General features: G+C 70.4%; 21 protein-coding genes and 1 riboswitch. Of the genes, 8 read left to right on the top strand and 13 right to left on the bottom strand.

The annotated features are described in order from the left end of the window. Positions 1 to 153: 153 nt before the first annotated feature. The 6 genes from Pth03_RS11365 to ribD all read right to left on the bottom strand — a co-directional run bounded on the left by Pth03_RS11365 (position 154) and on the right by ribD (position 5,023). On the bottom strand, positions 154 to 621 hold the full coding sequence (locus tag Pth03_RS11365) for a PH domain-containing protein (RefSeq protein WP_203944145.1): 468 nt from the start codon (positions 619 to 621) through the stop codon (positions 154 to 156). A 355-nt stretch (positions 622 to 976) separates the two neighbouring features. Beyond that, entirely contained in the window at positions 977 to 1,447 is a 471-nt protein-coding gene (gene ribH / locus Pth03_RS11360; protein WP_203944144.1) for a 6,7-dimethyl-8-ribityllumazine synthase, read from the bottom strand. Next, positions 1,444 to 2,694 carry a bifunctional 3,4-dihydroxy-2-butanone-4-phosphate synthase/GTP cyclohydrolase II gene (locus Pth03_RS11355; protein WP_203944143.1) on the bottom strand — a complete coding sequence of 417 codons (1,251 nt, stop codon included), beginning with the start codon at positions 2,692 to 2,694 and terminating at the stop codon, positions 1,444 to 1,446. The genes ribH and Pth03_RS11355 overlap by 4 nt, the downstream gene beginning before the upstream one ends. After that, a complete protein-coding gene (gene pnuC / locus Pth03_RS11350) occupies positions 2,691 to 3,323 on the bottom strand; it encodes a nicotinamide riboside transporter PnuC (RefSeq protein WP_203944142.1) in 633 nt (210 codons plus the stop codon). The genes Pth03_RS11355 and pnuC overlap by 4 nt, the downstream gene beginning before the upstream one ends. Next, entirely contained in the window at positions 3,320 to 3,916 is a 597-nt protein-coding gene (locus Pth03_RS11345; protein ID WP_203944141.1) for a riboflavin synthase, read from the bottom strand. Before Pth03_RS11345 ends, pnuC begins: the two co-directional genes overlap by 4 nt. After that, the gene (gene ribD, locus Pth03_RS11340; RefSeq protein ID WP_239118941.1) at positions 3,917 to 5,023 is read right to left on the bottom strand and encodes a bifunctional diaminohydroxyphosphoribosylaminopyrimidine deaminase/5-amino-6-(5-phosphoribosylamino)uracil reductase RibD; all 1,107 of its coding nucleotides are present in this window, start codon (positions 5,021 to 5,023) and stop codon (positions 3,917 to 3,919) included. 103 nt (positions 5,024 to 5,126) lie between these two features. Beyond that, a riboswitch (FMN riboswitch) is annotated at positions 5,127 to 5,288 on the bottom strand. A gap of 415 nt (positions 5,289 to 5,703) precedes the next feature. Between ribD and Pth03_RS11335 the strand changes: the two genes are divergently transcribed. The 5 genes from Pth03_RS11335 to Pth03_RS11315 all read left to right on the top strand — a co-directional run bounded on the left by Pth03_RS11335 (position 5,704) and on the right by Pth03_RS11315 (position 11,768). Continuing rightward, a complete protein-coding gene (locus Pth03_RS11335) occupies positions 5,704 to 6,726 on the top strand; it encodes an ABC transporter permease (protein ID WP_203944140.1) in 1,023 nt (340 codons plus the stop codon). Positions 6,727 to 6,746: 20 nt separating this feature from the next. Then, on the top strand, positions 6,747 to 8,534 hold the full coding sequence (locus tag Pth03_RS11330; RefSeq protein WP_203944139.1) for an ABC transporter substrate-binding protein: 1,788 nt from the start codon (positions 6,747 to 6,749) through the stop codon (positions 8,532 to 8,534). Positions 8,535 to 8,618: 84 nt separating this feature from the next. After that, positions 8,619 to 9,599: an ABC transporter permease gene (locus Pth03_RS11325; protein WP_203944138.1), complete on the top strand. Its 981-nt coding sequence runs from the start codon at positions 8,619 to 8,621 to the stop codon at positions 9,597 to 9,599. A gap of 76 nt (positions 9,600 to 9,675) precedes the next feature. Then, the gene (locus tag Pth03_RS11320) at positions 9,676 to 10,740 is read left to right on the top strand and encodes an ABC transporter ATP-binding protein (RefSeq protein WP_275413077.1); all 1,065 of its coding nucleotides are present in this window, start codon (positions 9,676 to 9,678) and stop codon (positions 10,738 to 10,740) included. Then, positions 10,737 to 11,768 carry an ABC transporter ATP-binding protein gene (locus Pth03_RS11315; protein WP_203944137.1) on the top strand — a complete coding sequence of 344 codons (1,032 nt, stop codon included), beginning with the start codon at positions 10,737 to 10,739 and terminating at the stop codon, positions 11,766 to 11,768. The genes Pth03_RS11320 and Pth03_RS11315 overlap by 4 nt, the downstream gene beginning before the upstream one ends. Before the next feature lie 55 nt (positions 11,769 to 11,823). Here Pth03_RS11315 and rpe read toward each other — a convergent pair whose 3' ends face one another. Beyond that, positions 11,824 to 12,483 carry a ribulose-phosphate 3-epimerase gene (gene rpe / locus Pth03_RS11310; protein ID WP_203944136.1) on the bottom strand — a complete coding sequence of 220 codons (660 nt, stop codon included), beginning with the start codon at positions 12,481 to 12,483 and terminating at the stop codon, positions 11,824 to 11,826. A gap of 88 nt (positions 12,484 to 12,571) precedes the next feature. On the opposite strand from rpe, the gene Pth03_RS11305 reads away from it, so the two are divergent. Beyond that, positions 12,572 to 12,952 carry a PadR family transcriptional regulator gene (locus Pth03_RS11305; protein WP_239118940.1) on the top strand — a complete coding sequence of 127 codons (381 nt, stop codon included), beginning with the start codon at positions 12,572 to 12,574 and terminating at the stop codon, positions 12,950 to 12,952. Continuing rightward, positions 12,949 to 13,857: a hypothetical protein gene (locus Pth03_RS11300; protein WP_203944135.1), complete on the top strand. Its 909-nt coding sequence runs from the start codon at positions 12,949 to 12,951 to the stop codon at positions 13,855 to 13,857. Before Pth03_RS11305 ends, Pth03_RS11300 begins: the two co-directional genes overlap by 4 nt. Before the next feature lie 15 nt (positions 13,858 to 13,872). Here the strand turns inward: Pth03_RS11300 and Pth03_RS11295 are convergent, their stop codons facing one another. The 6 genes from Pth03_RS11295 to Pth03_RS11270 are packed head-to-tail and all read right to left on the bottom strand — an operon-like array spanning position 13,873 to position 22,115. After that, a complete protein-coding gene (locus Pth03_RS11295; RefSeq protein ID WP_203944134.1) occupies positions 13,873 to 15,411 on the bottom strand; it encodes an RsmB/NOP family class I SAM-dependent RNA methyltransferase in 1,539 nt (512 codons plus the stop codon). Between the two features lie 5 nt (positions 15,412 to 15,416). Continuing rightward, complete coding sequence (fmt, locus tag Pth03_RS11290; RefSeq protein ID WP_203944133.1) at positions 15,417 to 16,346, bottom strand: methionyl-tRNA formyltransferase; 930 nt, start codon at positions 16,344 to 16,346, stop codon at positions 15,417 to 15,419. Continuing rightward, positions 16,346 to 16,894, bottom strand: a complete 549-nt coding sequence (gene def / locus Pth03_RS11285) for a peptide deformylase (protein WP_203944132.1) — start codon at positions 16,892 to 16,894, stop codon at positions 16,346 to 16,348. Before def ends, fmt begins: the two co-directional genes overlap by 1 nt. 43 nt (positions 16,895 to 16,937) lie before the next feature. After that, positions 16,938 to 18,152 (bottom strand): hypothetical protein, encoded by a 1,215-nt coding sequence (locus tag Pth03_RS11280; RefSeq protein WP_203944131.1) that lies wholly within the window; start codon positions 18,150 to 18,152, stop codon positions 16,938 to 16,940. Between the two features lie 23 nt (positions 18,153 to 18,175). Further along, a complete protein-coding gene (locus Pth03_RS11275) occupies positions 18,176 to 19,846 on the bottom strand; it encodes a hypothetical protein (protein ID WP_239118939.1) in 1,671 nt (556 codons plus the stop codon). Positions 19,847 to 19,886: 40 nt separating this feature from the next. Then, positions 19,887 to 22,115, bottom strand: a complete 2,229-nt coding sequence (locus Pth03_RS11270) for a primosomal protein N' (RefSeq protein ID WP_239118938.1) — start codon at positions 22,113 to 22,115, stop codon at positions 19,887 to 19,889. 58 nt (positions 22,116 to 22,173) lie between these two features. On the opposite strand from Pth03_RS11270, the gene Pth03_RS11265 reads away from it, so the two are divergent. Further along, entirely contained in the window at positions 22,174 to 22,845 is a 672-nt protein-coding gene (locus Pth03_RS11265) for a DUF1345 domain-containing protein (protein ID WP_203944130.1), read from the top strand. The last annotated feature ends 39 nt before the right edge of the window (positions 22,846 to 22,884 follow it).

Here is a 22,884-nt window from a genome sequence, read left to right as displayed (position 1 = left end):
CGAAGACCTGGCCGCCGACCAGGGCGAACCCCGACCGTGATCATGCAGAAGTTCGCCACCCGCCTCGGCAGCCTGGCCGTACGCCATGCGTGATCATGCGCAGAGGCTCGCCGAGGCGGCGGGGAGGCGAGGCGCCGCCCTCTCCAGCACCGTCTAAACGCGGTCGGGCGCCTCGCCGCGATCATGGATCAGCGCGCTGAGTTCCGAGACCGCCTTCCTCGCCCGCTCCCTCTCCGTGCTCTGGATGCCCATCGCGCCGAGAGCGAGCCCGTTCGCGAGATCCAGCTTGGGCCACGGATCACCCTCGGCCATGGTGATGTCCAGGACCTCGGGCCATTCGTAATGGTGCACCCGGAGCGGGTTCACGATGGTGATCCCCCGCTCGTCGGCCTCGACCCGGGTGCGCCCGAGCAGGTGAAGCAGTCCCGCCACGAGGATCCCGAACACCGCGAGGCCCACCCGGTCAGGCCATTTGAACGCGGCCGGCAACGTGACCGCCAGGAACACGCCGCCGACGACCATGATCACTGCCAGGCCGTACGCGATGATCGGGGCGCGGCGCGGGCGCCATGTCACGGGCAATTTCGGCGTCTCACGCCCGGACGTCTCGTGGTCAGGCATGGCGGCGCTCCACATGCTCCGGGGAACCCGCGGCTTCCCCACGGACACCGGCCTCGATCCCGCAGGCGAAGCCATGGAACCCCGGAACAGGGGCGCCCAACCCATGTCCCGGGAATGCCGTGCCGTACTCGGGGCCGAAGGCACCCTGGCCCACCGTGTGTTCGTGCATGATCACCAATACAGTTTTCCCAGTTGGCGCGGTTCGGATGCGAACATCTGCATGATCACGACCGGAGTCGGGGCAGGCCAGACCGGCTTTCCCCGAACTTCTGCATGATCACGCCAAGGGTAAGGGCTGGCGGGCGCGGGTCTCCCGAGGTTCTGCATGATCACGCCCAAGCCGGGGGGGGCGGGGTCAGGGGGTGAGGGTGCGCAGGGCCAGGGCGGTTTCGAGGGCGGCGACGGTCGCCTCGTATCCCTTGTCCTCCGCGCTGCCGGGCACGCCCGACCTGTCCACGGCCTGGTCCAGGGTGTCGCAGGTGAGCACGCCGTTGCCGACGGGGGTGGACTCGTCGAGCGCCACCCGGGTCAGCCCCGCCGTCACCGAGTCGCAGACGTAGTCGAAGTGGGCCGTCGCCCCCCTGATCACCACGCCGAGCGCCACCACGGCGTCGAACCGCCTCGCCATGGCCTGGGCGACCACCGGGACCTCCAGCGTGCCCGCGACGCGGACCGTGGTCGCGATCGCCCCGCAGTCCTGCGCGGCCTGTACGGCCCTGGCCAGCAACTGGTCGGTGATCTTCTCGTGCCAGCGGGCCGCCACGATGCCGACGGTGAGGCCGCCGGCGTCCACGGCGTGCGCCGCAGGACGCCCGTCTCCACTCATTCCTGCTCTCCTTCTGATGTGTGCGCATCCCCAAAGGTGGCGGGGATGTCGTGGCCGAGGCGTTCGCGCTTGGCCGTGAGATACCGCTCGTTGTGCGGGTTCATGGCGACGGGCATGGCCTCCCGGCCGAGCACCTTGATGCCGAACCCGTCCATTCCCCGCACCTTGGCCGGGTTGTTGGTGAGCAACCGCACCGACTTCACGCCGAGGTCGGCGAGGATCTGCCCGGCATTGGAGAAGTCGCGGGAGTCGACGGGGAGGCCGAGCTCGAGGTTGGCGTCGACGGTGTCGCTCCCCTTGTCCTGCAGGGCGTAGGCCTTCAGCTTGGCGACCAGGCCGATGCCCCGGCCCTCGTGGCCGCGCAGGTAGACGACGACTCCGCGGCCCGCCTCGGAGATGGTCCGCATCGCGTTGTCGAGTTGAACGCCGCAGTCGCAGCGCAGCGAGCCGAACACGTCGCCGGTGAGGCATTCGGAGTGCGCCCGCACGAGCACGTTCTCACCGTCGCCGATGTCGCCGTACACGAGGGCCAGGTGTTCGGCGCCGTCGAGGACGCTCGTGTAGCCGTAGGCGTGCCATATGCCGTACTCGTTGGGGATGCGGGTCTCGGCGACCCGCTCGACCACCCGCTCCGTCCGCCTGCGGTGCTCGACGAGCTGCTCGATCGAGATGAGCGCGAGGTCGTGCTCGTCGGCGAACTCCCGCAGGCGCGGCAGCCGGGCCATCGTGCCGTCGTCGTTGACGACTTCGGCCAGGGCGCCCGCGGCGGACAGGCCGGCGAGCCTGGCGAGGTCGACGGCGGCCTCGGTGTGGCCCTGCCGTACGAGGACGCCCCCTTCGCGGTAACGCAGCGGGAAGATGTGGCCGGGGCGCACCAGCTCGTACGGCTCGGTCGCCGAGTCGCACAGGGTGCGGATCGTCTTCGCCCGGTCGGCGGCCGAGATGCCGGTGGTCACGCCGTGGCGCGCGTCGACGCTGATCGTGTACGCCGTGCCGAGCCGCTCCCTGTTCTCGTGGACCATCAGGGGAAGGCCGAGCCGGTCGAGGTCGGCGCCCTCCATGCCCACGCAGATCACGCCGCTGGTGTACCTGATCATGAACGCGACCAGTTCGGGCGTCGCCTTCGCCGCGGCGAAGATGATGTCGCCCTCGTTCTCGCGGTTCTCGTTGTCGACCACCACGACGGGCTTGCCGTCGCGGATGTCGGCGATGGCCCGCTCGACTGGATCGAGCTTGACGCCCGTCATGCCGTCACCGCCCGCAGCTGCCGGGACTGGCGCAACCAGTCGCGGAACCCGAAGGCGACCATCACCAGGAAGATGCCGTAGACCGCGCCCGAGACGACCAGGCCGGAGGAGAACGCCAGCGGCACGCCGACCACGTCGACGGCCACCCATAGCACCCAGAAGTCCACCAGCGCCTTGCCCTGCGCCCACGTCGCCACCGCGCTGCCGACGAAGATGTACGCGTCGGGCCACGGCGCCCACGAGATGTTGAGCCCGCGCGCGTTGAGGAAGACGAACAGCAGGGCGACGGCGACCGTGCCGAGCGCCATCACGGCGACCAGCAGCGTGCGCTCCCGGGTGCCGGCCGACCTGATCGGCAGCGCGGCTCCGCCCCGGGTGCCCCGCGACCAGCGCACCCAGCCGTAGACGGCCAGCACGCCGAACAGCACCTGCTTGAGCGCGTTGCCCGTGATGTGCGCGCTGACGGAGGCGGCGAACAGCAGCACCGACCCGACGAGCTGCACCGGCCACGTCCAGATCGTCTTCCTGATCGCGAGCCAGACCGTCGTCAGCGCGCAGACGTTGCCGACCAGGTCGGTCCAGAGCACGCGCTGGCTGAAGACGTCGAATCCCGCCTGGGTCCAGCTCATGCCCGCGCCCCGAGGGTGAGCTTCTCGACATACTTCGCGATCACGTCGACCTCCAGGTTCACCGGTTCTCCCGGCTGCTTGCGGCCCAGCGTGGTGAGGCCGAGCGTGGTGGGGATGAGGCTCACGGAGAAGGCGTCCGGCTCGACGGCGACGACGGTCAGGCTGATCCCGTCCACCGCGATCGACCCCTTCTCGACGACGTAGCGGTTCAGGTTCTCGGGGAGGGAGACGCGCACGACCTCCCAGTGCTCCGCGGGTTCGCGCGACAGCACCACGCCGGTGCCGTCGACGTGCCCCTGCATGATGTGCCCGCCGAGCCGCTGGTCGGCCCGTACGGCACGCTCCAGGTTGACCCGCGATCCGGGGCGCAGCGCGCCGAGCGAGGAGCGGTTCAGGGTCTCCTTCATGACGTCGGCGGTGAAGGTGTCGCCCTCGACGCCGGCCACGGTGAGGCAGACGCCGTTGACCGCGATCGAGTCGCCGTGCCTGGCGTCGCCGGTGACGATCTCGCCTCGCACCGACAGGCGTGCCGCGTCGGGCTGGGGCTCGAGCGCGACGACCTCACCGAGTTCTTCGACGATTCCGGTGAACATTCAGCTCTCCTTTGGTGGTGCCGGCCGCAGGACGACCTTGAGGTCCGGCCCGATTCGGGTCACTTCTTCGAATTCGAGACGGTGGGCCTCGGCGATCGTGGTCACTCCCGCCGGCCCGAGTGCCCCGACCCCGGCCCCGAGCAGCGCGGGCGCGACGTATCCGACCACCCGGTCGACGAGTCCCTCGGCGAGGAACGACCCGGCGAGCGTCGGCCCCCCTTCCAGCAGCGCGCTGACGATCTGCCGGCGGTGGAGTTCAGCCATGAGGGCATGCAGGTCTATTCCTCCGGGCCCGCGCGGCAGCCGTACGGCAGGGCCGTGATGACCGCCGAGGTGCTCCGGAAGGGCCGCGTCGTCGGCGACGGCGACGAGGGTCGGGGCGGCGCCGTCCAGCACCCGGGCATGCTCGGGCGTGCGTGCGGCGGAGTCGACGACGACCCGCAGCGGCGGCCGTGCGAGCGTCCGCCCGTCGCGGACACGCGCGGTGAGCAGGGGGTCGTCGGCCAGCACGGTGCCGATGCCGGCGATCACGGCGTCCATGCCGGCACGCAGGCGGTGCACGTCGGCCCGCGCCTCCGGCGAGGTGATCCACTTGCTGGTGCCGTCCCGCGCGGCCGAGCGGCCGTCGATCGTGGCGGCGAACTTCCAGACGATGTACGGCCTGCGCCCGCGCATGAAGGTGAGCCAGGCCTCGTTGACCCGTTCGGCCTCCTCGGCCAGCACGCCGGTCTCGACCGTGATGCCGCTGCGGCGCAGGCGGTCGGCGCCGCCGGTCGCCAGGGGGTTGGGATCGGTGACGGCGATCACGACGCGGGATACGCCCGCGGCGATCAGCGCCTCGCTGCAGGGACCGGTCCTGCCGGTGTGGTCACAGGGTTCCAGGGTGACGTAGGCCGTGCCTCCCCTGGCCCGTTCTCCGGCCTCGCGCAGCGCCTCGACCTCGGCGTGGGGGCCGCCGGCGTAGGCGTGGAAGCCCTCTCCCACGATGTCGCCGGAGGTGTCGAGGATCACGCAGCCGACGACGGGATTGGGGCTCGTGCCCCCCTGGCCGCGGGCCGCGAGACCGACGGCACGCCGCATGTGAAGGATGTCGTCCTGCGGACTCACCCGGGTCGTCCTCTCGTGTCACCACGCGGGCCCCGGGGATGAGACGGACGCGATCACGCGTCACGTCGACGGACACGCCGTGCCTCACGGCACGGTCATCCGTTCGCGCGCTTCCTCCCATCCGGACTTTCACCGTCGGTCCTGGAATCTCACCAGGTCCACCGGCCGATGGCTTCGGCCGGGTCGCGGACTGCCACCCGTCGGTCCCGTGAGGGACCGGGGTGTCACCGCCGGTTCGGAATTACACCGACCCCGGAGCACGCTTGCTCTGTCTTTACCAGTGTGCCACGCATGACACGCACACCATTGTGCACGATCGGTGCAAACCAGGCATAGACCCCCCACCTGCGGCGTAGGTCACGCAGGAAGGGTTTCGGCAGTACCTAAATGTAGTGGATCACCATGGGACCGCGGCCGGCGTGAGAAGTGTCAAGGCTATGTCCGCGTTGTGTCACAAAGTTGTGACAGAGATACCCATGGGCGGATATAAGTATCCTGCTTCGCGTTTTCCGAGGTCAACGGGCACATGAACACAGAATGGTTTACTTTGGACAACGAAGTCGGCAGAAAACCGTGGTGGGCCCTCGAAGCGATTGACCGGCGAAAAATAAGTTGCCAAGGTTCCTTCCAGTCGGATTTCTTCCGGCCGTTAATGGTCCATCTGGGAGCCAGCGCACAACATGACGTCCCCCTCATCGACCGCGACGGAGAACGGCCCTGACGCAGGCGGCTCCGAAGCCGCCGCAACCGGGTCCGCCGCCACCATCGTCGGGCGTTCGCCCGGCCAGCTGATGTGGCGGCGCTTCCGCCGCGACCGGACCGGCGTGATCGCTGCCATCGTCGTGCTCGCGTTCATCTTGATCGCGCTGCTGGCACCGGTGATCTCGTGGGCCTACGGGAAGAATCCAAACGATTACTACGGCCTTAACCAGCCCGGCCTGCTCAACGAGTACGGCTACCCGATCCTGCCGAACGGCGGCATCAGCGGCGACTTCTGGTTCGGCCTCGAGCCCCTCGTCGGCCGCGACGTCCTGACGCAGCTCATCTACGGCATCCGCACGTCGATCACCATTGCGCTCATCGTGACGGTGTTGTCCACCGTCATCGGGGTCACGCTGGGCATCACCTCGGGCTATGTCGGCGGCAAGGTCGACTACGCGATCGGGCGGGTCATCGACACCCTGCTCTCCTTCCCGTCGCAGCTCTTCCTGATCGTGCTCGTCCCGGTCGTCGACGCCGCCCTGGTGCTGCCCACCCAGGAGCCGCCGACCTGGCTCAGGTTCGTGTCGATCTGCATCGTGCTGACCGTGCTCGGATGGGCCACGACCGCCCGGCTGCTCCGCGCGCAGGTGCTGTCCCTGCGGGAGCGCGAGTTCATCGAGTCGGCCCGGGTGACCGGTGCGTCACCGGCCCGGATCATCTTCAAAGAGCTCATGCCCAACCTGTGGACTCCGATCATCATCCAGGCGACGCTCGCGCTGCCTCTGTACGTCGGCGCGGAGGCCGGCCTCGGTTTCCTCGGCGTCGGGATGCCGGAGACCATCCCCGACTGGGGCCGCATGTTCCAAGTGGGCTCCAACGTCTACCACTCCGACGTGACCTATCTCCTGTTCCCGGGCGTGTCGATGTTGATCTTCGTGATCGCCTTCAACCTGCTCGGAGACTCGATCCGCGACGCTTTCGACCCAAAGGCGAAGCGCTGACCCCCCTGAGGAAGGACCATATGAGATCGCATCGCAGGCGAATCGCCACAGCGACGGCAGTGCTCGCCGTGGGTGCGCTGGCGCTGGCCGGCTGCGCCAAGGGCGGAGGCGGCGGCGCCCCCTCCGCGGCAGCGTCGAAGACCCCGCTGGAGAACAAGGCGGTCAGTGCGATCACGGTCGGCACCGCCGCGGACTCGACCGGCCCCGCGCCCGAGGTCCCAGGCGCCAAGCCGGGCGGCACGGCCAACATGATCGACCGTGACGACTTCAGCCACCTCGACCCGGGCCGCGTCTACCTGAACTACAACGCCTCGGTGTCGCTGCTGTTCACCCGGCAGCTCACCAACTACAAGGAAGACGCGTCCGGCAGCATCAAGCTGGTCGGCGACCTCGCCACGGACGCGGGCACCACCACCGACGGCGGCAAGACCTGGCAGTTCACGCTCAAGGACGGCGTGAAGTGGCAGGACGGCACGGCGATCACCTCGGGCGACATCAAGTACAGCTTCGAGCGCCTGTTCGCCGACTTCATCACCGAGGGCCCGGACTACGCCGAGAGCTGGCTCGTCCCGGACCCCAACAAGCCATTCCGCGACCAGTACAAGGGCCCGTACGACGGCAAGGAGCTCGACACGATCGAGACTCCTGACGACAAGACGGTGATCTTCCACCTGAACGCACCCCACCCGGACTTCAACTTCACCGTGGCCATGACCGGCTACGGCGCGGTGCCGAAGGCCAAGGACACCAAGCAGAAGTACGACAAGCAGCCGTTCTCCTCCGGCCCGTACCAGATCGTGAGCCACACCACGGACAAGTCCCTGGAGCTGGAGCGCAACCCGAACTGGGACAAGAACACCGACCCGATCCGGCACGCCTACCCGGACAAGTTCCACATGGAGTTCGGTCTCCAGTCGCAGCAGTCGACGGAGCGGTTCCTGGCCGACACCGGCGCCGACAAGCAGGCGTTCACCTTCCACAACGCGGTGGCGCCCGAGCGGGTCCAGGAGGTGCTCGGCAACGCCGAGGCGATGAAGAGGTCCATCCAGGGCCTGACCCCCTTCACCACCTTCTACAACATCAACACCAAGCGGGTCACGGACGTCAACGTCCGCAAGGCGATCATCACCGCGTGGCCGGCCAAGCAGCTGCAGCAGATCGCCGGCGGTGAGATCAACAGCGGCAAGATCGCCACCACGGTGCTGAGCCCGACCGTCCTCGGTTACGAGGCCTCCGACCAGTACGGCAAGCTGGCCAAGCCCGAAGGCGACCCCGAGGCGGCCAAGAAGCTGCTCGCGTCGTCGAGCACGCCCACCCCGACGATCGTCTACGCGTACAACCAGACTCCGACCCAGGAGAAGATCACGATCGCCATCAAGGACGCGCTGAGCAAGGCGGGCTTCAACGTCGTCGCCAAGCCGCTCAACCCGGCGACCTACTATGACGCGATCGGCCCGGTGGACAACCAGTACGACGTCTACTGGGGCGGCTGGGCGGCCGACTGGCCGACCGGTTCGACCGCGATCCAGCCGCAGTTCGACGGCCGCCTCATCGCGGACAACGCGCCGAACTACACGCACCTGAACGTTCCGGAGATCAACACCGCGATCGACGAGGCCAACAAGGTCACCGACCCCACCGCGGCGGGCAAGGCGTGGGCCGCGATCGACCGGCAGATCATGGACCAGGCCGCGATCGTGCCCGAGTACTACCAGACCTACTTCGGTCTGTACGGCTCGGGCCTCGGCGGCGTCAGGTTCGACCCGATCCAGGGCGAGCAGTCCGCGCTCGACATCTGGGTCAAGTAGCAGCGACCGGCCCCGCCGCCCCGCCCCGAGCGGGCGGGGCGGCGGGGCCACCGGCCCGTTCACCGTCACGACGAGTGCGAGATCATGACCAGCTTTCTGGTACGCCGGGTAGTCGGCGCCCTCGTGATCCTGATCTTCATCAGCCTGATCACGTTCTACCTCTTCTACGCCGTCCCCCGCGACCCCGCCCGGGCCTTCTGCGGCAAGATCTGCCCGCCGGAGACCCTGGAGCTCGTCCGGCACAACCTGGGGATGGACAAGCCGCTGTTCGTGCAGTACTGGCTCTGGCTGTCCGCCATCTTCGTGGGCCGTGACTTCACCCAGTTCGGGCCGTGCCCGGCTCCCTGCCTGGGGTACTCCTTCGCCACCCAGGAGCCGGTCTTCAGCACCATCGTGGACCGATTCCCCGTGACCCTGTCCCTCACGCTCGGCGCGTCCGTCGTCATCCTGTCGTTCGGGATCCTGACCGGGATGCTCGCGGCGTGGAAGGTCGGGCAGCCGCTCGACAAGATCGCCAGCTCCTCGTCGGTGATCGGCGCCTCGCTGCAGATCTACTTCATCGGTCCGCTGGTCGTGTTCCTCCTGGTGGACACCCTCGGGCTGCTCCCGCGCCCCTCGTACGTCCCGTTCACCGAGGACCCCCTCACCTGGTTCGTGCACCTGCTGATCCCGTGGGTGGTCCTGTCGATCATCTTCACCGCCAACTACACCCGCATGACCCGCTCGCAGATGCTCGAGCAGCTCGCCGAGGACTACGTCCGGACGGCGCGGGCCAAGGGGATGTCCGGGCGGTCGGTCTTCTTCCGGTTCGCCTGGCGGGGCGCCATGATCCCCATCATCACGATCTTCGGCGTCGACCTCGCGACGCTGCTGGGCGGCGCGATCATCACCGAGCAGACCTTCACCCTCCACGGCATCGGCGAGCTGGCCGTACGGGCCGTGCTGAACACCGACCTGCCGATGCTCCTGGGGGTGACCGTGGTCGGCGCGGCCGCCATCGTCATCCTGAACATCGTGGTCGACGTGCTGTACGCGTTCATCGACCCCCGCGTCCGGCTGAACTGAGGCGGAGGCCTTCGCACATGCACGCCGTACCCGCCCGCACCGAGCAGACCGAGCAGTACAGAAGCTGGAGCAGTAAGTGACCACCGTGTCGTGGAGCAGCGAGCCGGGGACCTCGCGCGGCCCTGGGCCGTTCCTGTCCGTCCGTGATCTCAGCGTGCGGTTCAGCACCGAGGACGGCGTCGTCCGCGCCGTGGACGGGCTCTCCTTCGACGTGGAGAAGGGCACGACTCTCGGCATCGTGGGCGAGTCCGGGTCGGGCAAGTCCGTCACCAACCTCGCCGTCCTGGGCCTGCACGACCCGGCGCACACCGAGATCGACGGCGAGATCTGGCTGGAGGACCAGGAGCTCGTCGGAGCCTCGGGCGCCACCCTGGAGAAGCTGCGGGGCAACCGGGTAGCGATGATCTTCCAGGACCCGCTGACCTCGCTGTCTCCGTTCCACACGATCGGGCGCCAGATCGGCGAGGTGTACCGCAAGCACAAGGGCGCGAACCGGAAGGAGGCCCGCGAGCGCGCGATCGAGATGCTCGAACGCGTGGGCATCCCGCAGCCGGCCACCCGCGTCGACCACTACCCCCACGAGTTCTCCGGCGGCATGCGCCAGCGCGCGATGATCGCCATGGCGCTCGTGTGCGACCCCGACCTGCTGATCGCCGACGAACCGACCACCGCGCTCGACGTCACCGTCCAGGCGCAGATCCTCGACCTGCTCAAGGACCTGCAGCAGCAGTACGGCACGACCATCATCCTGATCACCCACGACCTCGGGGTGGTCGCCAACACCGCCGACAACGTCCTGGTGATGTACGCGGGGCGGGCCGCCGAGCGGGGCACGGTCCGTGAGGTCCTCAGCAAGCCCCGTCATCCGTACACCTGGGGGCTCCTGTCCTCCATGCCCCGGCTGACGTCGTCGGTGGACGAGCCGCTGGTGCCCGTCCGCGGCACCCCGCCGAGCCTGCTGTCACCTCCCGCGGGATGCGCCTTCCATCCGCGGTGCGACTTCTCGCAGTTGGTCGGATCGGAGCTGTGCTTCACTCAGCGTCCCGACATCTCTCCCGAGAGCGGGCACGGCGACGCCTGCTACCTCACCCTCCAGCAGAAGAGGGACATCCGCACCGGCGAAACCAAGGACCACGCATGAGCGAGACGCTGCTGGAGCTGCAAGGGCTGAAGAAGCACTTCCCCGTCAGGGGCGGCGCGATCATCAAGCATCAGGTCGGCAACGTCCACGCCGTGGACGGCATCGATCTGACGGTGGGCAAGGGCGAGTCCGTCGGGCTGGTGGGCGAGTCGGGCTGCGGGAAGTCCACGACCGGACGCCTGGCCGCGCGCCTGCTGGAACCGACCGCCGGCAAGATCCTCTACGAGGGCCGCGACATCAGCCGCAGCTCCCGTCGTCAGCTCAAGCCGATCCGCTCAGAGATCCAGATGGTCTTCCAGGATCCCTACAGCTCGCTCAATCCCCGCCAGACCGTCGGCACGATCATCCGCGGCCCGATGGAGATCAACGGCATCGAGCCCGAGGGCGGCCGGAAAAAGCGCGTCCAGGAGCTTCTGGAGATCGTCGGCCTGAACCCCGAGCACTACAACCGGTTCCCGCACGAGTTCTCGGGCGGGCAGCGCCAGCGCATCGGCATCGCCCGCTCCCTGGCGCTCAACCCGAAGCTGATCATCGCGGACGAGCCGGTCTCCGCTCTCGACGTCTCCATCCAGGCGCAGGTCGTCAACCTGCTGCAGCAACTGCAGCGCGACCTCGGGATCGCGTTCCTGTTCATCGCCCACGACCTGGCGATCGTCCGGCACTTCTCCCAGCGTGTGGCCGTGATGTACCTCGGCAAGATCGTGGAGGTCGGCGACCGCCAGTCGATCTACGAGCGGCCCCGGCATCCCTACACGCACGCGCTGCTGTCGGCCGTTCCCGAGCCCGACGTGTCGAGCGAGCCCCGTGAGCGCATCCGCCTGGCCGGCGACGTGCCCTCCCCGATCAACCCGCCGTCGGGTTGCCGGTTCCGCACCCGCTGCTGGAAGGCCCAGGAGAAGTGCGCTCAGGAGGAGCCGCCCCTGCTTCAGCTGAACGGCAACCGTGAGGGCCACCTCACGGCCTGCCACTTCCCGGAGGCACCGACCGTGCACGGCGACGACGTGGTGCTCGACCCCGCCCTCGTCTGACCCCGCCTACCCGGAGACCGAGCGGCGCGAGGCTCTCCTCGCGCCGCCCGCAAACTCAGTCCTTCTCGGCCAGCGCGCGCAGATCGCGTATGGCCTGGGCCGGGTCGTCGGCCCCGTAGACGGCGTTGCCGGCCACGAACACGTCGGCACCGGCCTCCGCGCAGCGCTCGATGGTCTGGGCCGACACGCCGCCGTCGACCTGCAGCCAAACCTCCCCGCCGAACTTGTCGATCAGCGCCCGAGCGCGGGAGATCTTGGGCAGCATGATGTCGAGGAAGCTCTGCCCGCCGAACCCGGGCTCCACGGTCATGACCAGGAGCATGTCGATCTCGGGCAGCAGGTCCTCATAGGGGTCGACGGGGGTCGCGGGGTTCAGCGCCAGGCCCGAGCGCGCACCGGCCGCCCGGATCGCCCTCAGCGTCCGCACGGCCGCCTTCGCCGCCTCGACATGGATCGTGACGCTGGACGCCCCCGCCTCGGCGTAGCCCGGCGCCCACCGGTCCGGGTCCTCGATCATCAGGTGGCAGTCCACCGGGATCGACGTCGTCTTCAGCAGCGCCTCGACGACCGGCAGGCCGAGCGTCAGGTTGGGCACGAAGTGGTTGTCCATGACGTCCACGTGCAACCAGTCGGCGACACCTTCGACGCGGGCGGCCTCGTCGGCCAGGCGGGCGAAATCTGCGGAAAGGATGCTGGGCGAGATCTGTACGGCCATAGTGCCAGCAGTCTATTTCTCCTGCCCGCGCCTCCGTTCCCGGCACAGGCCTTGCGGGTTTGTCAGTTGATCGATATATATCGTCTACATGAAGAACCGATCGATGCAGGAACCCACGTTCCTGATCCTCACGGCCCTCGCGGCGGGGCCCCAACACGGCTACGGGATCATCGCCGACGTCCTGCAGATCTCCGGCGAGCAGGTACGGCTGCGCGCGGGCACCCTCTACGCGGCGCTCGACCGCCTCCAGGCGGAGGAGCTCATCGAGACCGACCGCGAAGAAATCGTCGACGGCCGGGCGCGCCGCTACTACCGGCTGACCCCCACGGGCACGAACAGGCTCTCCGCCGAGACCGAGCGGCTGCGCCGCAACGTGGAGACCGCCACCGCCCGGCTACGCCGGCGTCCCGGCCTCGCCCTGTGGTCGCCCGCCCTGCGTCCGGGAACCGCTGAGGGGAGCGCCACGTGAACGCGCTCGAGCGGCGTTATCGCCGATTACTGGCGTGGTATCCGAAGGAGCACCGCGCGGAGCACGAAGCGGAGATGCTCGCCGTCCTGCTCGCCGGGTCTCTCCCCGGCCAGACCCGGCCGTCCGTGCGTGACACGTTGGACCTGGTCCGCGGAGGCCTGTCCATCCGGCTTCGCCGTACGATCAAGCCGGAATCGCGCGGGCACTGGGTCGACGCGTTGAATCTCGCGGCGCTGATCGGGCCGATCATCCTTCTCCTCATGGAGCTCAGCCGGGCGGCCGGTGTCACCGAGGAGGTTCTCCGGGGATTCTCGCCCCCCGAGGATGTGCTGAAGGCGATGGCCTACGTCGCCCCCTATGGGCTGATCGCCGTGCTGGCATGGCTCGGCCGGGCGAAGGTCGCGGCCGTGTGCGCGTGGGCCTGGCTGGCGTTCTATGTCTGGCTGATCATCAGTCCCGACGCGGGTTTGTCCCGTTTCGTGGTGATGGATTCGGGGACCACCGTCCTCTTGGCAACCGCGCCGTGGGCGTTCCCCGGCTGCGTGGTCGCCGCCATGCTCACCCTCGCCCCCTCGCCGGGGCCCGCCCCGCTGGGAACCCGGCGGTTGCTCGCCTGGGCGGCCGTCTTCCTGGCCACGATGGTGCTGGGTGTGCGCTTCGCTCCCGTGGGAGGCCTGCTCATCTACGCCCTGCTGATCGTGACGCTGGCGACCGCATTGCGCTCTCCCATCGGGCGCAGGGCGGCGATAGTGCTGGTGCCCTGGTTGACCGCCGAGATCGGGTTGATACGGGCGGCATGGGTGGTCCCGGCCATCGCCGCATTCACCGCGGCCGCACTCGCCTTCATGTCCTGGCAGGCAAGGGTCGGCCGTGCGCCCGCGGCATCGGACAGGGGCCGAGACTGACCACTCGTCGGTGCGTCACCTACGGCGTAGCAGCGCCAGGAACATCGCGTCGGTGCCGTGCCTGTGCGGCCAGAACTGCACGTACGGACCGTCGCCCAGCGACGGCACCTCGGGCAGGAACTCCCTGGCGTCCAGCACGTCCACCCGCTCCGCGACGCCTTCCACGACGTCGCGCGTCTCGGCGAGATGCGGCGAGCACGTGACGTACGCGACGACGCCACCGGGCCGTACCGACTCGAGCGCGGAATCGAGCAGGCGGCGCTGCAGAGACGTCAGCTCGGGGATGCTCCGGGGGTCTCGCCGCCACCGGGCCTCCGGCCGCCTGCGCAGCGCGCCGAGCCCCGTGCAGGGGGCGTCGAGCATGACCCTGTCGAAGGCTCCGGCACGCCACGGAGGCCGGGTCCCGTCGGCTGTCACGACCTCGGCGTCCTTGGTGGTGCTCCACACCAGGCGGGCGCGGTGATACTGCGCGTCCGCGGCCAGCAGGTGTCCCCCGCCCTGTACGGCGAGCGCGTCGAGCAGCCCGGCCTTGCCGCCCGGTCCCGCGCACATGTCGAGCCACCGGCCGTCGTGGTCGAGCGGCACTCTCGTGAGCGCGAGGGCCACGAGCTGGCTCGCCTCGTCCTGTACGGCCGCACGCGCCTCTCCGACCGCGCGCAGCGAACCGGGGTCGCCCTCGGGCAGGTAGACGCCGTACGGCGAATATCTGGCGCGCTCCCCGCCCGCCTCGAGGAGTTCGTCGACCGAGCACCTGCCCGGGCGTGCCACCAGGGCCACCCGGGGGCGCTCGTTGTCGGCCTCGAGCAGGGCGGCGGTCTCCTCGACGTCGCCGCCGAGTGCGTCGCGGAGCGCGCCGACGATCCAGGCGGGGTGGCTGTAGGAGACCGCGAGGTTGCCGACGGCGTCCTGCTCGCGCGGCGGGGCGACGATGGCGAGCCACTCCTCCAGCGTGCGCCCGGCGACCTTCCGCAGCACCGCGTTGGCGTAGCGCGAGGGGCCTGCGCCGACGCGGAGCCGCACGAGGTCGATCGTGGCGCTCACGGCGGCGTGCGGGGGGATGCGCGTCTTGAGCAGCTGGTGCACGCCGAGGCGTATCGCGTCGAGCAGGGGCGGGTCCACGTGCTCCGGGGCACGGTCGCTGCACGCGGCGATGATCTCGTCGTAGGTGCCGAGGCCGCGCAGCGTCCCGTAGGCGAGCTCGGTGGCGAGGGCGGCGTCGCGCCCGGAGATGCGGCGCTGGCGCAGCAAGGTCGGCATGAGCAGGTTGGCGTACGCGTCGCGCTCGTCGACCGCGCGCATGAGGTCGTAGGCGGCGTTCCTGGCTTCGTCGCGGGCCGGACGCGGCGGGCGGCGCCGGCCGGTCGGGCGGCCTCCCCCGCGTCCCTGTGCTCCGGCGGAACCCGTCCCGTCTCGGCCCTGGCCCGACTTGGACTGGCCCGACTTGCCCTGGCCGGCCGCGCCCTGACCCGAGCGGCTCTGCCCACCGCTCTGACCCGATCTGCCCTGGTCCGATCGTCCCTGGCCGGGGGTGCCACCACTTCGCTGACCGTTCATCGTGCTCAGCCCAGCCGGTCCTGATCGCCGGCCCGGACGCCGCGGGCCCATTCGGCCGCCGTCATCAGGCGCTTGCCCTGCGGCTGCACGTCGCCGAGCTCGACCGGGTGGCTTCCGGTGCCGACGAGCACGCTCTTCTTGGTGGTGGCGACCTCGCCGGGCTCCAGCTTGGGGGCCTCCGGCGCCTGCCGCACGGGCCCCAGCTTGACCCGCTGGCCGCGGAATTCCGTCCAGGCACCGGGGTTGGGCGTGCAGGCGCGCACGAGCCGGTCGACCCGCAGGGCGGGCGCCGTCCATTCCACCCGGGCGTCGTCGACGCCGATCTTGGGGGCGATGCTCACGCCGTCCGAGGGCTGGGGCCGGGCCTCGAGCATGCCGTCCTCGACGCCGTCGAGGGTCGCGAGCAGCAGCCCGGCGCCCGACTCGGCGAGCCGGGCGAGCAACTCACCGCTGGTGTCGTCCGGCCTGATCTCCTCGGTCACCACGCCGAAGACCGGCCCGGCGTCGAGCTCCTTCACGATGCGGAACGTCGACGCTCCGGTGATCTCATCGCCGTGCAGGACGGCATGCTGCACGGGGGCGGCTCCGCGCCACGCCGGCAGCAATGAGAAATGCAGATTTATCCATCCCTGGGGTGGAATGTCGAGGGCGACCTGCGGCAAAAGCGCTCCGTACGCCACGACCGGGCAGCAGTCCGGCTTGATGGCGCTGAGGCGATCGAGAAAGGCGGGGTCACCGGCCTTCGGCGGCTTGAGCACCTCGACACCCGCCTCCTCGGCGAGCTGGGCCACCGGGCTCGGGTGCACCTGCCTGCCCCGCCCCGACTGCGCGTCCGGGCGGGTGACGACGGCGGCCACCTCGTGGCGGGGCGAGTCCAGCAGCGCGCGCAGCGACGGGAGCGCGGTGTCCGGGGTGCCGGCGAAGACCAGGCGCACTACACGGCCCTCCCGTTGGTGGCGTGCGGGGAGAACTTCACGGCGGGGGCCGAAAGGCCGCTCCACTCGGCCTCCCGGACGGCCTTCATCGCCAGCTTGCGCTGCTTGGGGTCCATCCGGTCGATGAACAACACGCCGTCGAGGTGATCGGTCTCATGCTGGAAGCACCGCGCCATCAGGTCGGTACCCTCCAGAGTGATCGGCTCCCCGTGCATGTCGAAGCCCTTCGCGACGGCCCTGATGGCACGCGGCGTGGGGAAGGACAGGCCGGGGAACGACAGGCACCCCTCCTCGCCCTCCTCGTCGAGGTCGTCGGACAGGTCGAGGTCCGGGTTGATCAGGTGACCCAGCTGCTCATCGATGTAGTAGGTGAACACCCGCAGGCCCACCCCGATCTGCGGGGCGGCGAGGCCCGCGCCGGGGGCGTCCATCATCGTGTCGGTGAGGTCTTTGACGAGCTTGCGCAGCTCCTTGTCGAAGTCCACCACCGGGTCCGCCGGCGTGCGCAGCACCGGGTCGCCGAAAAGGCGGATCGGCTGGATGGCCAACAGTGGACTCCATTCACATCTCGTTCTGTGGGATCACCACAGTTTACGGGCGCGAACGGACCTTCATCGCCGTCTTCCTCGCCACCTTGGCGATCACGGGGTCAGGATGGTGCCTGCTGAGCATCTCGAGTACGGCCAGGGCGTCCGGGTGGCCGGTGCGTCCCATGGCGGGCATCAGGGTCAGCAGGTCCTCGCCGAGGATGTCGTACTGCGTCATCGAGTCGACCGGCGTGGTGATGTACAGCAGGGCCGCAAGGGTGTCCACGGCCACCCAGGCGCCGTCGCCCTCCGCCAGGGCAGGCGCCTCGAGGTCCCGCACGCCGAGCCAGGCCGCCGCGTAGCGCGACATCATGGGCTCGTCCAGCGCCTCGCGTACGGCTGGCTCCGCCTCGGGGCCGAGTTCCTCCAGGATGGTGCCCGCGGTGCCCCGCTGCGCGGCGTTGCCGGAAGCCGCGATCTTGATGAGCTCCCGCGCGGCGTCCTCCGGGATGCGCTGCTCCAGCCAGAGCGTGGCCGCGCTGGCCGACGCCTTGCCCTCGAGCATCGCGTCGATCAGCTCGGCGGCGGTGAGTTCCGCGAATCCGGCGACCTCTCCCAGCGACGGCGCGTCGTGGCCCTCCCTGAGCAGGTCGCGCCGCACGGCCCACACGCCGGGCTGGGTGAGCCGGGCGAGGTCGCCCGACAGCTCGATCAGCCCGCAGTATGCGAGCAGCCGCATGGCCTCGGCGAGCTCTCCGGGCAGGGTCATCCGCAGCCGCTTCAGCTCGCTCTGGCGGGCCTCGCAGCCCACCTCGTGCGCCTGGAGGATGCCTGTGGCGAGCGCGGGCACCGACATGCCGTCGCGCACGGAGTAGATCGTCGCGAGGATCTCGGTGAGGTGCTCGTCGACGACGCTCGACCCGGTGAGGCCTTCCTCGGTGCGGTCGAGGACGTCCATGACCACGCCGTCCCAGAACTCCATGGGATCGGCCACTCCGGGGCCGGGGCGCGCGCCCGCACGCGTGATCTCGATCAGACGGCCGTTGACCGCGACCACCCACAGCAGGTGCAGCCGCTTGGCGACGAGCCCCAGCTCGGCCACAGCCGCGTGGGCGTCCTCCACGGTGAGCAGCCCCTGCTCGGTGACCTCGCGGACCCCGGTCCACTCGGCCAGTCGACGGGCGTCCCGTACGAGGGGGATCGCCTCGACCGCTCGGGTCAGCTCATCGTCGGGGGCGAGCTCGACCGGCGGGAAAGTGAGCACGTCGCTGTCGGCCATTCCAGCAACTTACTCCACACGCGTTACCGAATGCCCCTCGAACGTGCCTTGAACGCCGCCTTCCGGGCAGCCTTGGCTGCCGCCTTGTCAGGAAGGGAGTTACCGAGCAGCTCCAGCACCTCAACGACGTCGGGGTGCTCCACCCGCCACATGTCCTCGATCAGATGGGCGGGCGGCCCGGAGACCGCGATGTTCTCCGCGAATCCCTCGGGGTCGGCCTCGGCGGCCGGCAGCGCGAGCGCCAGCATGTCGACGCTGATCCACAGCACCTCGTCCTGGGTCAGCGTCGGGGCCGGCAGCCCGCGTGCCGTCAGCCAGTGAATGGCGTGCGGCCGCAGCTCCGCGTCGTCGAGGTAGGTGCGCACCACGGGGGCGGCCTCCTCCCCCAGCCGGTCGACGATGGTGACGGCGATGCCGCGGACCTCGGCCGGCGCGCCGGCGACCGCTCCGAACAGCTCCTGCGCCGCCTCCTGCGCCGTACGCCTGGACAACCAGGCGACGATGTCCCGCTCGGCCACCTCGGCCGGCAGGCCGTCGGTGATCAGCCCGCCGATCAGGCCGCTCGCGTCCCCCTCGGCCAGGTCGGCCGCGACGGGCGCGTGCATGCCCAGCAGCTCATATCGTGCGCGCAACCCCCACACACCGTGGGGCGTGAGCATGAGCCCGTCGTCGCCGTACTGGACCGTTCCCGCGTATGCGAGGTCGTGCAACGCGGTCTCAAGTCGTTCCATGGTCCGGCCGTCGGCGAAGTCGCTGAGGTAGTCGCGGATCGCGTCGGCGGGCACCGGCGCCTGGAGCCGGTAGAGCAGCTCGTGAATGGAGCCGAGCTCCTCGTCCACGATCTCCTCCCCGGTGATCAGCCACGCCGAGCTCGTGACGAACTTCACCGTGCCGTGCCACAGAGCGAGCACGTCGTCGTCGGAGCGGTTCGCGAGCGACGGGTGACCCTCCTCCACGTGCACCGCCGTACCGTCCAGGCGGGCCAGGCCCAGCTCGAGCGCGAGCCGGAACACGGCGGCCGGCCAGCGGATGCCGAGCTCGGCCTCGATCTCCCGCGCGTCGCTGACCCTCAGCGACTTGCGCGTGGTGGCGGTACGCCCCCGCTCGGCCAGCCATCCGGCCAGCCGGTGCGCGTCGCCGAGCAGCGGCACCTCGCGTACGGCCCCGGCCACCTCCTGGGCGGGCACCAGCCGTACGGCGGGCAGCGGAGCGGTGCCGAACATGTCGGACGGCGACGCCCCGAGCAGGCCCTCGTCGTCCTCGTCGTCGCCGGTGTCGACCAGATCGAGCGCGTCGGCCCCGATGGCGCTGAAGATGCTCTTGGCCATGCCGAACTTGGTGGTGTCGGCCAGGGCCCGCGGCATCTCGGGCTCGATCTCGGTGATGGTCGCCCGCATCCTGGCGGCCGTCTTGGTGCCGATCTCCCCGGTGTCCAGCAGGAAGTCGACCAGCGTCCGCGCGGCCGCCACGGTCTCCGGCGCGCTCTCCGGCGGCGCGATGACCTTACGCGGGTAGATCTCCAGCAGGAGCTCCTCGAACGTGCCCGGCCGGAAATCGCCGAGCTCGTCCACCTCCAGATAGTCGCTGGCGTAGTCGCACAGCAGCCGAACCTCGTCGACGTCGACCTCGACGCCCTTCTCACGCCCCCACGCGCGAAGGCCATCGATGGCCCGGTTCACCCATTCGATCGACACAGGGAGACGCTAACGGGTTACTGACAGCATCGCGAATCGGTCAGATCAGATCCAGCGGATCGATGGTCACTCGCACCACGTCCGGGGTCTTGCGTGCCGACCTCACCCCGCTGGCCCCCTTGAGCGCTCTGGCCAGCCCCGATCCCCGGTCACGCGGCACCCTGACCATCGCCCGCTCCAGCCCTCCGTCGACCGGCACCGGCCCGAGCACCTGCGCCCCGCCGGGCAGGGCGGCTCCGGCCAGCATCTCCCTGACGGCCGCCGCGGGACCGGTGAGCGCGGCCATCCGCACGGCGGGCGGGAAACCCAGTTCCGCGCGGTCGGCGAGCTCCCGCTCGGCGAAGGTCACCGGATCCCACCGGACGAGCGCCTGCACGGCCGCGACCGCGGAGTCGGCGAGCACGACCACGTCTGCCCCCGGCCGGGCCAGGGCCGAGGCGTTCATCCATCGCCGCAGCGCCTCCTCCCCCGCACGCAGGTCGGGGCGGCCGAGCAGGGCCCAGCCGTCCAGCAGCACCACCGCCGCGTACCCGGCGGCGGGCAGCGGCTCGGCCCCGGGAGTGGCCACGACGAGCGCGGGAGCCGTACCGACGGTGGCGAGCACGCCGTCACGACCCGAGGTCTTCACGGTGACGGAGGGGAAGGCGCGGCCCAGTTCCTCGGCCGTGCGGCGGGCGCCGATCACGACGGCGCGCACGCGGCGGCCGCCGCACGAGGAACAGCGCCAGTCCCCGGCCACCCGCCCGCACCACCGGCAGTACGGCATGGCGTGACCGTTGCGCAACGCCAGCGGGCCCGAGCACACCGGCCCCGCCCCTGCCTGCGCGGGCGGCAGAGGCAGGGGCTCACCGGCTTCCGCATGGCTCTGCAGGGGCGCGCCGCACCGGGCGGGGGCGCGGCAGTCGCGGCAGGCGAGCGCGGGCAGATACCCCCTGCGGGGCACCTGGACGAGCACCGGCCCGGTTTCCAGGCCCTGCTTGAGCGTGCGCCACGCCAGGCTGGGCAGCCGGGCCGCACGGGCGGCCTCGTCGCGCGCGAGCTCCGCGTCGTCGCCCGCGGGGCGCACGCGCGGCGCCGTGGCCCTGACCGCCTCGCGGTGGGGTGTCAGCGGCCCTGCCCATCCCGACGCCACCAGTTGCGTCGCCTCGGCCGTCCGGGCGTAGCCGCCGATCAGCAGACCGGCCTCCGCCCGGTGGGCGCGCAGGGCCAGCACCTCGCGCGCGTGCGGGTGCGGGGCGAGCCGCTCGGCGTGGACGTCGTCGCCGTCGTCCCAGATGACCGCCAGGCCGAGATCGGCGACGGGGGCGAACACCGCGGCCCGGGTGCCGACGACCGCCCTGACCTCTCCCCTGAGCACCTTGAGCCAGCGGCGGTAGCGTTCGGCCGGACCGAGGTCGGCGGTGAGGGCGACGTGCGGGGTGTCCCCCAGCGCCGCGTCGGCCACGGCGACGTCCTTGCCGTCCGGGACGACCACCACCGCGCCCCGCCCACTCGCCAGGGTGGCGCGCACGGCCGCCGCCACCGCGGCCGGCCACGACGGGCCGCCCTCGCCGGTGCCGGGCAGGGCCGACCAGACCGCCCGCGGCGAGCGGCCCTCGGCCAGAGCGTTCAGGTAGGACCGGCCCGCCGGATAGGCCGCCCACACGCCCCCCGCCGCCGCCTCCTCGACGTCGTACGGCAGGCCCACCGCGGTCTCGGACGCAACGGTCTCGGCCACCGCCGTCTCGTGCGCCTCCGCCACCGCCCTCTCCCCGTGAGGCTCCGCCTCCACCTTCTCCCCGTGGGGCTCCGCCTCCACCCTGGCGTGGCGAGGCGGCACGGCCAGGCGCAACACATCGGACATGGTGCCTGCGTAGCGGTCGGCGACCGCCCGGGCGAGCCCGGCGATCTCGCCCGTGAGCACCGGCTCGGCGGAGACGACCCGGTCCAGGAAGGACAACCGGCCCGTGTGGTCGCTGTGCGCCAGCCGTTCGAGCAGGAAGCCGTCGGTCAGCTGGCCGGAGAAGCGCACCCGCACCCGGCAGCCGGGCACGGCGTCCTGCGCCATCTCCGCCGGCACCAGGTAGTCGAACGGCCGATCCAGATGCGGCAGCGGGTTGTCGATCACGATCCGCGCGACCGGCAGCTCTTCGGCGGGCTCCTTCGCACCCTTGCCCCGGGAGCCGGTCGCAGAGCCGGTCCGCGCGCCCGCCCCGGAACCCCGTGCGGGCCGCTCCGGCTCCGGAAGCAGCGCCTCCTGAGGGTAGGCTTCGCTCGTCGGCTCGGTCACGTCTACGTCCTACCAGACCCGGCCGACGCAAGACGCACGGCTACTGGCTGGCGGTGGCATGAACAGCGAGAACAAACTCCCCATCTGGCTGAAGGAGACCGAGGCGGAGGGGCGCTGGTGGGCCGCGGCCGCGGTCATCGCCCTGATCGTCATCCATGTGTCGTTCCGGAGCGCCTTCGGATTCGAGCCGTCGTGGCTCCTGCCCGCCCTCGAATCCGCCCTGCTCATCGGTCTCATCATCGCCAATCCTGTGACCCTGACCCGGGAAAGCCGCCTCCTGCGCGTGGCCAGCCTCGCGCTGATCGGCGTCATCAGCGCGTCCAACGCCTGGATCATCGGGCGTGAGGTCGTCCGCCTCGTCCATGGGGAGGAGCACGACGCCGGCAGGCTGCTGACCACGGGCGCCGGCGTCTGGGTCATCAACGTCCTGCTGTTCGCGCTCTGGTACTGGGAGCTCGACCGGGGCGGCCCCGTCGCGCGGTCCAAGGCGCGCGAGCCCTTCCCGGACTTCCTCTTCCCGCAGATGACCGACAGGGAGGTGGCCCCGCCCGACTGGCGGCCCACCTTCGCCGACTACCTCTACCTGGCCTTCACCAACGCCACCGCGTTCAGCCCGACCGACGTGATGCCGCTCACCCGCTGGGCCAAGATGGTGATGCTCGTACAGTCCGCGATCTCGCTGGTCATCGTGGCGCTGGTGGTCGCCAGGGCCATCAACGTCCTGGCCTAGACGCCCGGAGGGCGACGCGGCCCCCGAACGCGCGAACGG

It is taken from the genome of Planotetraspora thailandica (assembly GCF_016863335.1).
GTDB lineage: Bacteria > Actinomycetota > Actinomycetes > Streptosporangiales > Streptosporangiaceae > Planotetraspora > Planotetraspora thailandica.
Note: the sequence above shows the minus strand (reverse complement) of the source record. Positions and strands in the feature narration are given on the sequence as shown.

Excerpts from the sequence above, each read along its gene's own strand:
- ribH (WP_203944144.1), bottom strand. The coding sequence starts at position 1,447 with ATGAGTGGAGACGGGCGTCCTGCGGCGCACGCCGTGGACGCCGGCGGC.
- Pth03_RS11355 (WP_203944143.1), bottom strand. The coding sequence starts at position 2,694 with ATGACGGGCGTCAAGCTCGATCCAGTCGAGCGGGCCATCGCCGACATC.
- Pth03_RS11280 (WP_203944131.1), bottom strand. The coding sequence starts at position 18,152 with ATGGCCGACAGCGACGTGCTCACTTTCCCGCCGGTCGAGCTCGCCCCC.
- pnuC (WP_203944142.1), bottom strand. The coding sequence starts at position 3,323 with ATGAGCTGGACCCAGGCGGGATTCGACGTCTTCAGCCAGCGCGTGCTC.
- Pth03_RS11315 (WP_203944137.1), top strand. The coding sequence starts at position 10,737 with ATGAGCGAGACGCTGCTGGAGCTGCAAGGGCTGAAGAAGCACTTCCCC.
- Pth03_RS11365 (WP_203944145.1), bottom strand. The coding sequence starts at position 621 with ATGCCTGACCACGAGACGTCCGGGCGTGAGACGCCGAAATTGCCCGTG.
- rpe (WP_203944136.1), bottom strand. The coding sequence starts at position 12,483 with ATGGCCGTACAGATCTCGCCCAGCATCCTTTCCGCAGATTTCGCCCGC.
- Pth03_RS11265 (WP_203944130.1), top strand. The coding sequence starts at position 22,174 with ATGAACAGCGAGAACAAACTCCCCATCTGGCTGAAGGAGACCGAGGCG.
- Pth03_RS11335 (WP_203944140.1), top strand. The coding sequence starts at position 5,704 with ATGACGTCCCCCTCATCGACCGCGACGGAGAACGGCCCTGACGCAGGC.
- Pth03_RS11295 (WP_203944134.1), bottom strand. The coding sequence starts at position 15,411 with ATGAACGGTCAGCGAAGTGGTGGCACCCCCGGCCAGGGACGATCGGAC.
- Pth03_RS11330 (WP_203944139.1), top strand. The coding sequence starts at position 6,747 with ATGAGATCGCATCGCAGGCGAATCGCCACAGCGACGGCAGTGCTCGCC.
- Pth03_RS11345 (WP_203944141.1), bottom strand. The coding sequence starts at position 3,916 with ATGTTCACCGGAATCGTCGAAGAACTCGGTGAGGTCGTCGCGCTCGAG.
- Pth03_RS11305 (WP_239118940.1), top strand. The coding sequence starts at position 12,572 with ATGAAGAACCGATCGATGCAGGAACCCACGTTCCTGATCCTCACGGCC.
- Pth03_RS11325 (WP_203944138.1), top strand. The coding sequence starts at position 8,619 with ATGACCAGCTTTCTGGTACGCCGGGTAGTCGGCGCCCTCGTGATCCTG.